At 53.9% G+C, this 16169-nt stretch carries 13 protein-coding genes; 2 read left to right on the top strand and 11 right to left on the bottom strand.

Annotated features, from left to right (window positions below; translation table 11 throughout):
* Positions 1 to 91 precede the first annotated feature (91 nt).
* The 6 genes from AAAT03_RS00365 to AAAT03_RS00340 form a co-directional block, all read right to left on the bottom strand.
* Positions 92 to 1042 (bottom strand): L-lactate dehydrogenase, encoded by a 951-nt coding sequence (locus AAAT03_RS00365; protein ID WP_006234343.1) that lies wholly within the window; start codon positions 1040 to 1042, stop codon positions 92 to 94.
* A 201-nt stretch (positions 1043 to 1243) separates the two neighbouring features.
* Entirely contained in the window at positions 1244 to 2407 is a 1164-nt protein-coding gene (locus AAAT03_RS00360; protein WP_349102324.1) for an aminotransferase class I/II-fold pyridoxal phosphate-dependent enzyme, read from the bottom strand.
* Between the two features lie 117 nt (positions 2408 to 2524).
* A complete protein-coding gene (locus AAAT03_RS00355) occupies positions 2525 to 4525 on the bottom strand; it encodes an NAD(+) synthase (RefSeq protein WP_349102323.1) in 2001 nt (666 codons plus the stop codon).
* 312 nt (positions 4526 to 4837) lie between these two features.
* Positions 4838 to 7159, bottom strand: a complete 2322-nt coding sequence (locus AAAT03_RS00350) for a radical SAM protein (RefSeq protein WP_195245733.1) — start codon at positions 7157 to 7159, stop codon at positions 4838 to 4840.
* A 7-nt stretch (positions 7160 to 7166) separates the two neighbouring features.
* Positions 7167 to 8351, bottom strand: a complete 1185-nt coding sequence (locus tag AAAT03_RS00345) for an MFS transporter (protein ID WP_082435530.1) — start codon at positions 8349 to 8351, stop codon at positions 7167 to 7169.
* Positions 8329 to 8610 carry a DUF2087 domain-containing protein gene (locus AAAT03_RS00340; RefSeq protein ID WP_055251466.1) on the bottom strand — a complete coding sequence of 94 codons (282 nt, stop codon included), beginning with the start codon at positions 8608 to 8610 and terminating at the stop codon, positions 8329 to 8331. The genes AAAT03_RS00345 and AAAT03_RS00340 overlap by 23 nt, the downstream gene beginning before the upstream one ends.
* 488 nt (positions 8611 to 9098) lie before the next feature.
* Between AAAT03_RS00340 and AAAT03_RS00335 the strand changes: the two genes are divergently transcribed.
* Both AAAT03_RS00335 and AAAT03_RS00330 read left to right on the top strand, forming a co-directional pair.
* Positions 9099 to 10049: a hypothetical protein gene (locus AAAT03_RS00335; RefSeq protein ID WP_349102322.1), complete on the top strand. Its 951-nt coding sequence runs from the start codon at positions 9099 to 9101 to the stop codon at positions 10047 to 10049.
* 138 nt (positions 10050 to 10187) lie between these two features.
* On the top strand, positions 10188 to 11483 hold the full coding sequence (locus tag AAAT03_RS00330) for a hypothetical protein (RefSeq protein ID WP_349102321.1): 1296 nt from the start codon (positions 10188 to 10190) through the stop codon (positions 11481 to 11483).
* Positions 11484 to 11537: 54 nt separating this feature from the next.
* Here the strand turns inward: AAAT03_RS00330 and AAAT03_RS00325 are convergent, their stop codons facing one another.
* The 5 genes from AAAT03_RS00325 to AAAT03_RS00305 all read right to left on the bottom strand — a co-directional run bounded on the left by AAAT03_RS00325 (position 11538) and on the right by AAAT03_RS00305 (position 16154).
* Complete coding sequence (locus AAAT03_RS00325; RefSeq protein WP_147346212.1) at positions 11538 to 11876, bottom strand: hypothetical protein; 339 nt, start codon at positions 11874 to 11876, stop codon at positions 11538 to 11540.
* A 31-nt stretch (positions 11877 to 11907) separates the two neighbouring features.
* Positions 11908 to 13035, bottom strand: coding sequence for a hypothetical protein (locus tag AAAT03_RS00320; RefSeq protein WP_273376837.1), 1128 nt, complete (start codon positions 13033 to 13035; stop codon positions 11908 to 11910).
* Positions 13036 to 13315: 280 nt separating this feature from the next.
* Complete coding sequence (gene ettA / locus AAAT03_RS00315; protein ID WP_055251458.1) at positions 13316 to 14995, bottom strand: energy-dependent translational throttle protein EttA; 1680 nt, start codon at positions 14993 to 14995, stop codon at positions 13316 to 13318.
* 183 nt (positions 14996 to 15178) lie between these two features.
* A complete protein-coding gene (locus AAAT03_RS00310; protein ID WP_161194574.1) occupies positions 15179 to 15883 on the bottom strand; it encodes an SdpI family protein in 705 nt (234 codons plus the stop codon).
* Entirely contained in the window at positions 15876 to 16154 is a 279-nt protein-coding gene (locus AAAT03_RS00305) for an autorepressor SdpR family transcription factor (protein WP_349102320.1), read from the bottom strand. Before AAAT03_RS00305 ends, AAAT03_RS00310 begins: the two co-directional genes overlap by 8 nt.
* Positions 16155 to 16169 lie beyond the last annotated feature (15 nt).

Below are 16169 nucleotides of genomic sequence, written 5' to 3'. Positions count from 1 at the left end.
ATTGGGGTCAGGTTACTTTGCACCAAAAAGGCGCCCGGGCCGTGTGGACCCGGACGCCTTCATTGTAGCTTTTCGCTCTAGCGAGCTTGATTTAGCAGGAGAAGTCGACGCTGTCGATGATGTCCTTGAGGGCCTTGGCGGAGGCGGTGAGCTCATGCTGCTCGTCATCGTTCAGCGGCACGGGGACGCGACAGACGACGCCGTCGCGGCCAACGACCGTCGGCATGGAGATGGCAAGATCGGACAGGCCATACTCGCCCACCATGAGCGAGGAGACGGGCAGAACGGTCTGCTCATCGCGCATGACGGCGGTGCAGATGCGCTTGACGGCCATGGCGACGCCATAGTAGGTGGCGTGCTTCTTCTCGATGATGGTGTAGGCGGAGTTCTTGACGTCCTCGGCGATGCGCTTCTCGGCAGCCTCATGCTCCAGGTGGCCGTGAAGCTCGCAGAAAGTGTTCAGCGGCACGCCGGCAACCTGGGCGCTGGACCAAGCGACAAACTCAGAGTCGCCGTGCTCACCCATGACATAGGCCTGGACATCGCGCGGGTCAACCTCGACGTGGGCACCAAGCATCTGCTGCAGACGGCCAGTGTCGAGCACGGTGCCGGAGCCGATGACATGGCCCTCGGGCAGGCCGGACATCTTGATGGCGGCATAGGTCAGAACATCGACCGGGTTGGAGACAATGAGCAGAATGCCGTCGAAGCCAGACTTCTTAATTTCGGGAATGATGGACTTAAAGATGTTGACGTTCTTGTTGACCAGGTCCAGACGGGTCTCACCGGGCTTCTGGGCAGCGCCAGCGGTGACGACGATCATGGCGGCGTCGGCGACATCGGAATAATCGCCGGCGTAGATCTTCATCGGCTCGGCAAACGTCATGCCGTGCGCGATATCCAGGGCCTCACCCTCGGCGCGGTTCTTGTCCACGTCGATGAGGACCATCTCGGAGAACAGACCGCTCTGCATCAGCGCGAACGCCGAAGACGAACCGACGAAACCGCAGCCGACAATAGCGACCTTCTTCTCGTTAACCATTAGAAACTCCCATCTCTCTCCACAAACAAGCCACCCGGGAACGACCCGAGCGGCTTGTCGTAATCCCAATACATCCAATCGGGACTTTGATTATGCTCCTATTCGCAGCCAAAAATCGACCGTTTACCGAAATTGTTTGCAGGATTCGTAAAATAACTGCACGAAATCGGTTTCGAGCTATTGACGAGTCGAAACAGGTTTCTAATACAGACCCGCCTCGCGGATGGCCTCGACAGCCAAAGCAATCTGATCGGGCGGCAGGACCAGCGCCATGCGCACGTGCCCCTCGCCCGAAGGACCAAAGCTCGCGCCCGGCGTCACCACAACGCCGGACTTCTCCATGAGCTCCTCGCAAAACGCCATGGAATCGGTGCGACCACCGGGAAGCTTGGCCCACACAAACATAGAGCCATGCGCGTTGGGACGCTCCCAGCCCAGGCCCTCAAGACCGTCGCACAGGGCATCGCGGCGCTCCTGGTACTTCAGACGCTGCGCCTCGACCTCATCGCGCGGACCGTTCAGGCAGGCGATAGCAGCCTTCTGGATCGGGAAGAACATACCAAAGTCGATCTGGCCGCGCAGCTTGGCAAAGGCCGAGACCACATCCTTGCGACCGACCAAAAAGCCGATACGCGCACCGGTGACGTTAAACGACTTGGAGAGCGAGAAGAACTCAACGCCCACCTCGAGCGCGCCGGGATACTGCAAGAAGCTGCCGCCCGGCTCGCCGTCGAACACGATGTCGGAGTATGCGTTGTCGTGAACGATGAGCAGGTCGTGCTCGCGGGCGAAAGCGATGATCTCCTCGTAGACCTCGGGCGTGCCCACCGAGCCCACCGGGTTGGCGGGCAGCGACACAATCATGTACTTGGCACGATCGGCCACCTCGGGATCGATGCCCGCCACATAGGGCAGGTAATTGTGCTCCGCCACCAGCGGATAGTACTCGAGCTTGGCATCGGCGATCTTGGCACCTGCCTCAAAGACCGGGTAGCACGGATCGGGAACCAGAATGGTGTCACCCGGATCGAGCAGGGCAAGGCCTAAATGGCCAACGCCCTCCTGCGTGCCGTTGCACGACTGCACCATAGACGGCGTAATGCCCGAAACGCCAAAGCGACGCTCGTAGTAATCGCACACGGCTTGCTTGAGTTCGGGCAGGTCGCGCAGGGCATACTTCCACATCTCGGGGTCCTGGGCCGCTTGCGTGAGCGCCTCGACCACGTGGTCGTACGGCTTAAAGTCGGGCGTGCCCACGCTCATGTTGTAAATGGTCTTGCCCTGAGCCTTCAGCGCAAGCAGTTTGTTGTTGAGAGAGGCGAAGACCTCCGCGCCAAAGCGGTCGAGACGCTGCGATGCCTGCATGGTGCCACCTTTCGATATGAAAAACGCGGCGCTCCGACAAGAGCGCCGCGCGATACGGGCCATCAGATTGCAAAAGTGTAACGCTTGCACCCGCTGTTTTGGTTCAATTTGGCAACCTTAGTCCATCGGATTGAGCGCGTCAATCTGGGCAAGCCACAGGCGCGAGCTGGCGTCACTCGGCATGCGCCAATCGCCGCGCGGGCTGAGCGTGACCGAACCCACCTTGGGGCCATCGGGCAGGCAGCTGCGCTTAAACTGCTGGGCAAAGAAGCGACGGTAGAACGTACGCAGCCACGTGTGAACGGTCTTGACGTCGTAGGCGCCCTCGAAGCTCTTGAGCGCCATGCGGTAGATCTTGCCCGGCTCAAAGCCAAAACGCAGCAGGTAGTAGAGGAAGTAGTCGTGCAGCTCGTACGGGCCCACCAAATCCTCAGTCTTCTGCGCAATCTCCCCGTCGCCCGTGGGCGGCAGAAGCTCGGGGGACACCGGCGTATCGAGGATATCGAGCAAGACCTCGGCAATACGCCCGCCAAAAACATCAGCGGCATAGCGCACCAGATGGCGCACAAGCGTCTTGGGCACGCTCGCGTTGACGGCGTACATGCTCATGTGGTCGCCGTTGTAGGTAGCCCAGCCGAGCGCCAGCTCCGACAGGTCGCCCGTGCCGATGACAAAACCGCCGGCCTGATTGGCCAGATCCATCAGAATCTGCGTACGCTCGCGGGCCTGGCTGTTCTCGTAGGTCACGTCCTGCACGGCCGGATCGTGCTCAATGTCCTTGAAGTGCTGCTCCACGGCCGCGTGGATCGAAACCTCGCGGAAGCTCACACCCAGGTCGCGGGCAAGCGACTCGGCATTCGACTTGGTGCGATGCGTCGTGCCAAAGCCGGGCATGGAGACCGCCGTGATACCCGTGCGCGGCAGCCCTAGCGCATCGAAGGCACGCACGGTTACAAGCAGTGCCAGCGTGGAGTCCAGGCCGCCCGAAAGACCGATGACTGCAGCCTTGGTACCCGTATGGGCAAGGCGGGTCTTGAGGCCCGCAGTCTGCAGATTGAGAATAGTCTCGCAACGCTCGGCCAGATCACCGTGGTCGGCCGGCACAAAAGGCGCGCGAGGGAAGACGCGGTCGATATCGCAGGCATCGCGCAGGACAGGCTCTTCGGCCAACACGCCCTCAAACGAAAACTCAACGGTCGTGGCCTCCGGCGCATCGTCTGCGCGGGTCCACGTCGTCGAGCGACGGCGCTCGGCAACCAGGCGGTCAAGGTCAACATCGGCGACGGCCATATCGCAGGTAAGCAGTTTAGTCGCGGCGAGCTTGGAGCCGTTTTCGTAGACGAGGTTCTCGCCCGCAAAGACCATGTCGGTCGTGGACTCGCCCTCGCTCGCATCTGCATAGGCATAGGCGCAGTACAGGCGCGCGCTTTGATTAGAGATAAGGCTGCGGCGGTAATCTGCCTTACCGATAATCTCGTCCGAGGCCGACGGGTTGAGAATCACCGTCGCACCGGCAAGCGCCATCTCGGTCGAAGGGGGCGCCGGCACCCACAGGTCCTCACAGACCTCAACGCCCAGCACCAGGTCCTCGGCGCCCTCATCACAGCAACGGTAGACAAGCCCCGAACCCAGCGGGACCGGACCCTGACCGGCAAATTCAACCCACACGGAATCCGCAGGCGCCGGAGCAAACCAACGGCGCTCATAGAACTCGCCATAGTTGGGCAGATACTTCTTGGCCGTGAGGCCCAAAAGCTCGCCCGCGCAGCACACGGCGGCACAGTTGTAGATATTCTCGGCAACTGCAACGGGAAGGCCGATGGTAAAGACAATCGGCAGCTCGCGAGTTTCATCGAGAATATGTGCCAGTGCGGTCTCGCAGGCATGCAGTAATGTGCGGTTATGGAACAGATCGGCTGCGGTATAGCCAGTCAGATTAAGCTCGGGCAACACCAACGCACGAACGCCACACTCGGCAGCATCGCGAACAGCCGCCAGCACAACCTCGGCATTGCCCTCGACATCGGCAACGCGAATCTGCGGCGACGCCGCCGCCACACGCAAAAAGCCATCGTTCTTATTAACCGAAACGCAGCATTGCCTTGTTGATCTGGACACTGGAGGCCCCTTCTACCCTGAGATTCAGTCTAACGGACGTTCACATATCTCTATCTAGCCAAAGCAACCTCCCAGTTTACTGAGACGCCAACCTGTGCTAAGAGCATGTATTCCAAAAATATCTTTAATTAAAAAAGGAGAAATCGATAATCGACTTCTCCTTTAAGCGAGGCAAGTAAATTCCAAAACTAATGGCAGAATTTATCCATGTAGTCCTCAAAGTCGAACACTTCTACCACGACGCCCTCTTCCTGAGACTCTTTCAGTTGCTCCAAGAGATCTTTGTTAATAACGTCCATGCAGAAACCTCCTCTATCTAATCAATTGTAGTATATCTGCTTTCATGCAATTATCAACCAACTTGTTTAATTGCTCCTCGTTTGCCGATAGTCCCTCTTTTTTCAAAATGTCGCGCACCTCGTTCTTAGTAATCGGCTTTTCAAACAACGAAAGCAAAGCGAACGAAAAATCATTAACCGCACACATTCTATGGGTGGCACAACTCAGTAGTACTCTTAACCCCTCTTTTGAGCGTCCGACTTCTTTAACAAACGAACTTTTAACCAATTGAAAACCATTATCGTGCATTACATAATCGGCATCGATATTTGTATTCAGCAATCCATAATGCAACAGTTCTTCTATCGCCCTTGTCAGCTCGAGGTCGCCCTGATCAAGAATAAGAGAAATGCTACAATCGGCCTCCAATAAACGGGCCAACTTAAGATATACCAACTGGGAAACAGCATAGACATGATGGTATTCAGAATTATAGAAGTAGGCAAATGGCTCAACGAGCACGACAGAGGTCTTGGAATCCAGCCAGATTCGATCAGCTGGATTTAGACTAGTTAGCCGTCGCTTTACTTTGGTCAAATGTCCCTTATACCTGACAGCGTGAATAGAATCTAGGATCCAGGTCACCTCTGAAATATGAAGCCGCTGGGGCAAGTCAATTGTGTCGCTACCGTTTATGACCTCTTGCATATAAAAATCAATATGATGCTCATCAGATAAGGATTTTGCTTCATTTAAAGTTAAACCAGTGCCTGAAACATAATCCACTTCGAGGCGCAAATCCTCATATTGGGACTTCGGCATTACAGAGACACCATACTTATCGGGATGATTCCAAACATCCGACCCCATAACGAGACCAAAATTCGTAAATCCTCTCGTGGAATATGGAACACCACATACCTGTTTTGAATAATTCAAAACATTCTCTGTATAAGCTAAGGTGTTCAGAGCCTCTTCTTTAGTTTCGGTCGGAAAGCCAATCATAAAAAATAGATGAACAGGAATACCCGCATTGAGACAATCATGGATATTGCGATCAATCCAATCAACTCTCGTGTTCTTCTTCATTAGATCAAGAACTCTTTGGTTATATGACTCGAGGCCAAACTGAATCTGCCTACATCCACTTTGGTATATCTTGTTAAAAACGTCTGTACTTAGGGTTGGAGAGAACCTCGTTTCTCCATGCCAGAAAAACGTTTTTCCCGATGCGTTTATTTCATCCGCGAGTTGCTCCATTCTTTTGCCTTCGAATGTTTCATCCACAAAAGAGAAAACTCTCGTGCCGTATTTTTCATTTAACCGACACATTATTTCAAATACTCTCGATATAGGCATCTTTCGGTAACAACCACCGGTAGCACCGGGAATGGTGCAGAAGGCGCAATGATTAAAACACTGCCTAGAGGAATAAACCGGCAATATTAACTCAGGCATGAAGTATTTAGAAAGGGCGAAGCCATCGAAATCGGGAACTGTATCGTTGATAAATGTTTGCTCAATCCGATGGTTTTTATATATCTTTCCACCTTTAGCATGGCAAAGGTTTGGAACACAGTCGAGATTGTCATCACCAGAGTCAAGAGCCTCAAGAAGACGTGCAAGCGGCTCTTCGCCGTCATACATCATTATCGAATCAATGTATTCAAAAAAGGGATGCCATTCTTTCATGCAGTCATCTGCTAAACGAGTAATGTAATTGCCGCCCAATGAGACGTGTTTAACAGATGGACATTCTTCTTTAATCAGTTTCGCTAACGTAACTGCAGAAATCAATTGGAAACAGCCGCTCACCGAAATCCCAATAAACTCGATTTTTTCCCTCTGAATACGCTTAAGAAAGGCAGTTTCATAGAAGGAAATAAACGGATTATGCAAGGTATCCGCAAGCGATTTCATTATTTCTGGTGTCGAATAATAATCATAGGGCAGATCTATGGAGTTGAACGTGTATTTAACTCCATATGAGACGTGATTTATGATATAGAGTGCATTTCTAAAAATGTTTTCAGCATATTGTCTTTCTTTTAGATTAAAGTATCTCTTCGATCTGAAAATATCTTTTGCCTCGTCAACATTAAGTGCCGACTTTTGTATCAACTCGATTGTTAATTGAACATTCGAACTAAACGAATCCTTTGATTCCCGATACCTTTTACAGCACTCTTCGACATGTCTAAAAGATAGGAGGTCATCGTAAAATTCCACGTTTAAGTCAACAATGTCAACTTTGTATTGTTCAACCTCTTGAAGATATGACTTCAAAACAGGCAAGGCAAGATACGGCCCCACTGGACTCCATCCTGGGGGAAATACTAAAAGCGTTTTAGGCATATCAACGTCACATCTTTCGCAAATAATTCAATTGAAACACAACTACCATCATAATTGAAAATACACCAAGTCCTGTAACGAGAATTGAGAACATCGCGATGCTCGTGAACAGCGAAACAAGAAGTGTTGAAATAACAACAGCAACCGATTGCAAAGACTCCCTAATTGAAAACAGGCTTATCGATTCAGATCCGTCTCTCGCCAAATCCTGCAGCGATGTTATGAGAAGCACATCTTGAATGGCGTTTCCGGCACCGACGATAAAAAGGAAAATAAACGATATCCCAGACGCATAGCGATAGCCAAACGCCAGATATGCACCGAGCGCAAGATACGTCACAAAACAATATGATTTAACGCAATCGGAACCACTGATTAAACGACCATATATTGTATTTCCGAACAACAGTCCGATTGTAAGACTACTCTGAAGGAATCCGTATTGTATCGATGACGAGTCAAATTGCAATTGCGCTATAGCTGGCAAAAGAGAATTCAGAGAGCCGAATGCCACGCCACTAGAAATATCGATTAATAGGAAACCAATTGCCAAGTGCTTCGCGCTAAGATCACTAAATGCAGTCCTGTTTTTTTCATTTTTGCTTATTCCCTCTTTATCATTAACCTCGATAACCGACGGAACATCTCGCAGCAACCAGAACGACGCGGCAAAAGAAAGCGCGTCTAATGCAAGAACAGCCTCCGCCCCAAATTGAGCGACAACAAAACCGCCGGCAACTGGCCCCAGAACCATCATCAAATTCTGCAGGAACCCAAACGAATTATTAATTACGTCGCGATTGATACTATTCGTATTGGCTCTTAACAACGAGTAAAAGCAGGGCATTTCTACCGTTCGGCAAAGCGATACCGCGCACGTAATAGCAAACATACTCCATTTACTATCAACAAAAATATAGCAAACGAATAATCCCGCGCGAATTAAGTCTGCCAATCTCATGGCCTGCAGTGTCCCGATACCCATCTTCTGAGGCAGCTGCGCGAGCGCAACTGAAAACAGAGAGGGGGCAAATCTGCAGCAGACCATCAAAGCAGTTGCAGAAACATCGTGAGTTACCTCGTAAATCAGCATTGGCAAAGCAATATTCGCACACCAATTGCCTATTTCGCTTATCCCTCTAGCAATATATAGGACCCGAACCGGACGGCTAGCTCTCAATACCGTGAACATCACGATTAACCTCGTATTTCAGGCCTCGTTCATCCCTTAATAGGAATCCATAATCAACCAAGTACCGCCTCAACACGGCATAATCAGGATAGAGCTGTGACAGCACACGATTAACCTGAAGCTCCGTATAACTTGTATTTAATTCAAAGAAAGAGACGGCCCATAGCAGCATGATTCTTTTATAGCTTTCCTTTTTTGGAATTGAAACCAGCTCGCCATTCTTGAGAAATCGTTTTTTAAAGTCTATTAGCTCATCCATTCACATCCTCCATTTCATACGCATCTAATACTAAAAATGCATACGCTTTAGGTCATCGCATTCAGCTTCTTTATTCGAACTAAACTCGAACTAATTTATTTGCTCAGACACTCTTCGAAAGCTCGTTTTTCACTCTGAGTAAAATGCCCTTCCCAGTCAGTCCACGAACAGGAAGGCAACTCACAACGAGCGGAGTCGAAGCCCTCTGCCGTCGGTCGTTCAAAATGCACGATAACCTTTTCGGTATCGCCATCGATAATCAAGTCAGAGTGAATGACCTCGGTACCATCTTCGAATGTCATATACGGGTACATCACGTAAACCACCTCGCAATCATAAATCCAGTTTAGCATCAAGCTATTACACCAAAGACAGCGAGCCCCCTTGATGAGTTGATGGTATCTGTTAAATGTCACGTACGATTCACATCTGGTGGGTACCCTGATGGCTACACAAAACGAAGCAGATTTACACCGGGAGGACCCCGTATGACGACTGAATACACCGACGCGCCGCGCACGCGCGTCATGACACCGGCATCGCTCAACAACGGCGCGCACGAGAACCATTCCATCGGACAAACCATGGCCATCGCGCCCAAAAAGGGCCTGTTCGACGACATCTCTATTCCCCAGATCATCGCCGGCGCCGCAGCTGCCGCCACGAGCGTCGCGCTTGCCTCCAAGATTGGTATCGCTGGTTCAGTAATTGGTGCCGCCGTGAGCTCGGTCATCACCGTTGTGTCCTCGCAGGTCTACCGCCACTTTATCTCTGCCAGCGCCGAAGCCCTCAAAGGTACGCACGCCGCCGTCGACTACCCCGCCGGCGCCTATGAGCCCGTTGAGCTTAATGCCGAGGAGCACCTAGGCGGCGCCGCGACTACACAGGAAATGCGCCAGGTCGCGGGACGCGCGACCACGGCGCGCGTCGCCCCCAACAGTCTGCGCGCCAAGGCGGCAGCAGAGCGCAGCCAGACGCAAAAGAAGGTCATTATCTTCTCGATCGCCATCGCCATCGTCGCAGTTATCGCCTGCGCCGGCGCCATCCTCATCACCACCGCCGGTGAGGGTCTGGGCGAGCGTCCCGAGCCAATCCTGTCGTCGCGCACGACCGAGAGCGATGCAAATGGCAACACCCAGTCGCAGGATCAGCAGGCACAGACGGACGACACGCAAGACAGTTCTGCCTCTGCCAATTCGTCCTCGAACACCCAAAACCAATCGCAGGGCACCGATTCCTCTACGGCCAACAGCGGTACGCAATCCGGCACGACCGACTCAAGCCAAACGACTGACGGCTCTCAACCGAGCACGGGCGACCAGACGAGCGACACCACGTCGGGAACGGGCACAGCAAACAGCAGCAACAGCAATTCGAGTGGCACCACATCGGGCACGACATCTGACAGTTCAAGCCAAGGCACGACATCGGGCAACTAAGCACGTTTGCTTCTCATAGAGAACCGATCTGTATAACGGGCGCGAACCGGCAACGGTCGCGCCCGTTTGCCTTGGGCGCCGAGGTAGCACGCCCCGTGCGATGGTAAGATGCTTTGGTGTGTAAAGAGGAGATTTGCCATGAGCAAGACAATAGTTAAGCCCACGCTATCGCTGGGCAACCACATCTATCTGTATCGCCTGCTGCGCGATGCGATTGGATGCGGCAAGCAAACGTTTATGACGCAGGTCGAGGAGGCGCTCGCCACCGGCGACATGGCCGCTTATGACCTGGGCTTCGAGTCCACGCGCGAGTTGCTCGAGGAACTCGACGACTGCATTAAACTGACCGTCTTTAAGGGCGGCCGCCTGTATGCCACCGTCATCGCCAACGAGGCCTGGGATACCGCCCTTGCCAAAGGCGAGGACAAGCCCAAGGCAGCCAAGGGCACCAAGCAGTCCTACAAAAAGAAAAAGCGCGGCGAGAAAGACCTCAAGGCTGTACGCCCCAAGCACGTTAAGCGTCCCGAGCCCGTGGCCGAAGTCGCTCCGGAGCCCGAGCCCGAGACAGAGATCGAAGTCGCTATTGAGGTAGCAGCAGAAGCCGAAACCGAAATCGCCGCCATGACCGATCCCGAAGTCATGTCAGAGCAGGAAGCCGCTGTGGAGCTCAACGAGGCCCCCAAGTCGACAACCGAAGAAGCCGCTAACCAACCCGAGACGTCTGCGTTCCAAAACGGCGATGTCTTTGGCAACGAGGCCGAGGACGATCAGTCCGACGAGCCCGCCGATCAAGGCGCTACCGAGTCGGCGCCGGAGCCCGAGACGCCGCAGCCCGCCATCTCGCTCACGGTTGTCTATGACCCCGAGAACGCCAATGCCGGCATCACCACCATGGCATCCACGCCGGTCGAAGCAAAGCTGCCTGTCGAGGCAGAGGACGCCCCGCAAGCCGATGCCAAAACCGAGACTGAAGACACATCCGTCTCCGTGGAACCGACAGATTCCGCAGTTAAGCCGGAACCGGTGCCTGAGTCTGCACCCGTCATCGAGTCCGCATCCGAACCTGTCTATGACCAGATTCCCGCACCGGCTCCGGTCCCCGCTGCAGCACCGGCCCCCGCACCCGCAACGCCCGCCATCCCCGAGGACTTCCCCGTCGATTTCGCAACCGAGGTCTTCTGCCCCGGCCCGCTTCTGCACCAGTTGTCGACCTATCTCCCCTACGGCGCCGACACGCTCGGCATCGTCGGCGAGTACTACTGGATCGCCCGCGAACGCGGCGCCATCGAGGCCGCGCGAAACCGCGCAAGCTTCCCCCTGCGCTACACGCAGGCCGGCGAGCGCCACGAAGTCACCGTACGCATTCGCCGCAACACCACCGGCGGCCTCGGAGCCACCTGGGCCATCGACAAGGTCGAAGCCCCGGTCGAGTAAAAAACGGCCTCGGATAGCCAATTGACCATCCGAGGCCGTTTGAATTCAGGCCTTTTAGTTGTCATCGGCGCATATAGACACCAGAGAAGCAAGCTCATCCTCAAGTTGCGGAGCAAAGTATCTAAAAGAAACCTGCGCTCCAGTCGGTATCGACTCAATCATATTCGCAGCATTATCTGAAACTCGGTACGATGCAGTTTCACCTGTCTTCAAATCCTCTATTGAGCAGACAGCGTCTTCAGCATCAATCGACCTAAGCACGCCTTTTCCTTGTAACATCACATCGGCATGCCCGCCAGCTATTTCTAATGAACCTGAGTCTGTCGCAGTCACTTCTCCGGAACCTCCGCGCGATATCTCTTCCTTTGTTGAACAGCCCACCAATGAAGCCATCAGCACCAAAGACAGAGCTAGACGAATCGCCCTACTTCGAAAAAGTCGTTCCATAAGTCCACGCATAATAGCTCTGATCATACTTCAGGAAGGATAAAGATGAATTCCAGCCGTCCGCTATGCCAATCATCTGCCTTGTCTCTCCAGTTTTCTTACCAGTAAGTGTGGCGTAAGCCTCCGCTGTTACAGAATGGGCTGATCCGTTGTACAAACTCGCATGTAAAACATTCGGTCTATTAGAGTTAATCTCATTTTGAATGCTCACGATAGCCGGAGAGGAGACAGTGCGGGCGATAAGAGTACTTCCTCTGCTTGCGCAGTAATTTGTAAACCCCGTTGCACAGGTTGATATCGGCGTTCCGCCCAAAACAACGCCGGGAACAGTCTGTTCTTCATCGGAAAGAGCATGGGTATTGGTGTAATTCCATATCTGCATATATTGCGAAGGGTCGCTATATAAATTGGCAATGCCATACAGTTCCGCAACGTTCGAAAAAGCTGTCACCATACAAGCATAGTGGGCAGTAAGCCTCTTAATCTCGCTTTCATCATATGACATAAACTGAGAAATGGAACGAAATCCAGATACTGTGTAATCCTGCATTTGAGTTGCGTAAATTACGACATCGTTCCAGCTTGAAGGTTTATTCGATAAAACGACAGGCCGTCCTTCTATGGAAACAGCCGGGATTGTTCTTCCGCAATTTGTTGTTATTGAACCGTCCAAAGATTGCACACCGAATTCGAATGGATTGATCATTACGACTGGGTTATTGAAAGAATAAGACTCAACACCAAGATCTCCTCCCCGATCCATAGGGCTGACTAAGCCGTCTCCAAAACGATATCCCGTAAGTATTTCATCATCTGAAGCATCTAAAACCAAATAGCCCGCGGCTCTATTGAATGTCACAACCGGAACAATGTAGCCAAGCGGGGACCCATCAACGTCTACAAAAGGAATAGGGTCAGAAGGCGTATACGAAGAGCCGAGGAGTCCCTTTATATATTTATCGGCAAGCTCTTGCGCAATTTCTGAAGTAAATTGTATCTGCTCACCATCAATATTGCCCGTCGAAGCAAAAACCTCTTTCGGACGTGCGGCTAAGGCGACAATTGAAGACGCGACAAGTTGCAGAAAACGACGACGCGAAAGCATATGTTCTTCTTTCTAGAGGAGCGACTTATAAGATACTCCCATTCTATAACCTTTTTTGTAACGTTACAGCACTGGTTATATTTCAATTCGATTTGCTTATGTCCTTGTAACCCAATACATCTTTACGTTTTAAACGGAATTAGAAAATCACTCATAGCAAAAACGGGCTTTAATCCCAAAGAGATGACTTTGATTATGAATCAAACCGGCAGTCAGGGCATAGCCGCAGTGCAATTGCTACAAGAAAGGCCGCCCTTGCTGGCGGCCTTTCTACTTGCTACTAGTCACGCGTGAGCTTGCGGTGAATACGATGCGGCTGGGCTGCGTCCTCGCCCAGGCGCTCGATGCGGTTGGCCTGATAGGCCTCGAAGTTGCCCTCGAACCAATACCAGTTGCCCGGGTTCTCGTCGGTGCCCTCCCACGCCAGAATGTGCGTGGCGACGCGGTCTAGGAACATACGGTCATGGCTAATGACCACCGAGCAGCCCGGGAACTCGAGTAGCGCCGCTTCGAGCGAGGACAGCGTCTCGACGTCGAGGTCGTTCGTGGGCTCGTCGAGGAGCAGCAGGTTGCCGCCCTGCTTGAGCGTGAGCGCCAAGTTCAGACGGTTGCGCTCGCCACCGGAGAGTACGCCGGCGCGCTTCTGCTGGTCCTGGCCCTTAAAGCCAAAGCTCGCCACGTACGCGCGGCTCGGAACCTCGGTCTCGCCGACCATCATGTGGTCCAGGCCGTCCGAGACGACCTCCCATAGGTTCTTATCGGGGTCGATGCCGGAACGGTTCTGGTCGACGTAAGAAATCTTGACGGTCTCGCCCACCTCGAGCTCGCCCGAAGTCAGCGGCTCCAGGCCCACGATGGTCTTGAAGAGCGTGGTCTTGCCCACGCCGTTGGGGCCGATGACGCCCACGATGCCGTTGCGCGGCAGGGTGAACGAAAGGTCATCGATGAGCACGCGGCCATCGAACTCCTTGTGCAGGTGATGGGCCTCGAGTACCTTGTTGCCCAAACGCGGGCCCACAGGGATGCGGATATCGGTCCAGTCGAGCTTCTGGCTTGCGCGGGCCTCGGCCTCCATCTCCTCGTAGCGAGCCAGACGGGCCTTGTTCTTGGCCTGACGGGCCTTGGGCGAGCTGCGCACCCACTCGAGCTCGGCCTCCATGCGCTTGGCGAGCTTGGCGTCGCGGTTACCCTGAGCCTCGATACGGGCGGCCTTGGTCTCCAGATACGTGGAGTAGTTGCCCTTGTAGGGATAGAGGTGGCCGCGGTCGACCTCGCAGATCCACTCGGCAACGTTATCCAGGAAGTAGCGATCGTGCGTGACGGCAAGCACCGCGCCCTGGTAATTGTGCAGGAAGTGCTCGAGCCACAGGATCGACTCGGCGTCCAGGTGGTTGGTAGGCTCGTCGAGCAGCAGCAGGTCGGGAGCCTCGAGCAGCAGCTTGCACAGGGCCACGCGGCGTCGCTCGCCGCCAGAGAGTACGTTAACCGGCATGTCAGAATCGGGCAGCTGCAGGGCGTCCATGGCCTGGCCGAGCTTGGAATCGATATCCCAGCCGTCGGCGGCGTCAATCTCGTCCTGGAGCTTTCCCATCTCGGCCATGAGGGCGTCCATGTCGCAATCCGGGTCGCACATCTCCTCGCCGATCTTATTGAAGCGATCGACCTTGGCGATCATATCGCCAAACGCCATGCGCACGTTCTCGATGACGGTCTTGTCATCGTCGAGCGGCGGCTCCTGCTGCAGGATGCCCACGGTGTAGCCGGGAGTGAGCCTGGCATCGCCGTTGGAGACCTCCTCGATGCCGGCCATGATCTTGAGCAGGGTCGACTTACCCATGCCGTTAGGACCCACAACGCCGATCTTGGCACCGGGGTAGAAGCTCAGGGTCACGTCGTCAAGAATCACCTTGTCGCCATGGGCCTTACGAGCCTGATACATCTGGTAGATAAACTCCGCCATTTGCCTGTTTTATCCTTTCTACCTGCTGTTTCCCTATTCTTGATTCGCTTTAGTGGAAACGAAATGAGGAAATCAGCTCTGAAACTTAACGAAAAAGGGGCATGGTTGCCCACACCCCTAATACTACCTGGGAAAAGTCCCCCGGAACACACTATGAACTGCGTACGCTAGTTTTCCGCAACCTTAGCGAACGGCTCGCTGCGATTTGCGCCACAGCAGATACGAATAGACGTAGGCAGCGCCAGCTGAACCAAACGTCAGCACCGCAATCACCGCGGCGACGACTTCACTCGAAAGCACGCTGCCCGCCACGCCCATCACAATCAGGCCAACACCCAGCACCATAAAGCAGGCACCGCCAAAGCGCTGCGTACGGCGCCAGTTCTCGGGATCGGCAAGCGCCCAGGGCGTCTTGATACCGAGCGTATAGTTCTGCTTCACACGCGGCAAGTAGTTGCCTACGCCGATGAACAGCAAACCGACAGCACCGGAAATCAGCACGTTGACCGAACCGACCGCCGGCACCACGCCCCAGACCGTAAGCTCTCCCAGCCAGCTTATGGCGCACATGAACAAGGTGAAGGCAATTACGAAGCCCTGATAGAACTTACCCGAGGTTCGATATGCCTCACCTTTGGGATCGACGCGCGGCACCACGCAGAACATTGCGAGAAGCGCCAGAGGCAGCACGCCGAGCGCGGAGGCCATCCAGCTAGGACCCCAACCGTCGACAGCGCCGTTCGCGCCCCAGTGCGTGGGAATCTGCGCAGGCAAGCTCGGCATCACCATGAGGTGCGCTACGACATTGGCGACGCACAGAGCGACCAGCGCAATCCACACGCGCGACGATACCCCTGTGGGGTGAATGCCCTTGTTTTCGTTATTCATCCTTATCACCTTCATTGTTTGTAAAACCCATAAACCAGCCAATTAAATCCTGCATGACGGTGGTGTTTAAGCTGTATACGATGTTTTGGCCATGGCGCTCGTCGGTCACCAACCCGGCGTTTTTAAGCGTCGCCAAGTGATGGCTCAGCGACGGCTTACTGATATCGAAATGCTTGGCAAGCTCCCCCGCCGTGCAATTGCCCTCGCGCAGCAGTTCCAAAATGCGCCGCCGCGTAGGATCGACCAGCGCCTTAAAACCCTCTCCCGGCATAAGACCTCCTCTCAG

The organism is Collinsella sp. CLA-AA-H167, from assembly GCF_040095305.1.
Lineage (GTDB): Bacteria > Actinomycetota > Coriobacteriia > Coriobacteriales > Coriobacteriaceae > Collinsella.
This window is presented reverse-complemented; position numbering and strand designations above follow the sequence as displayed.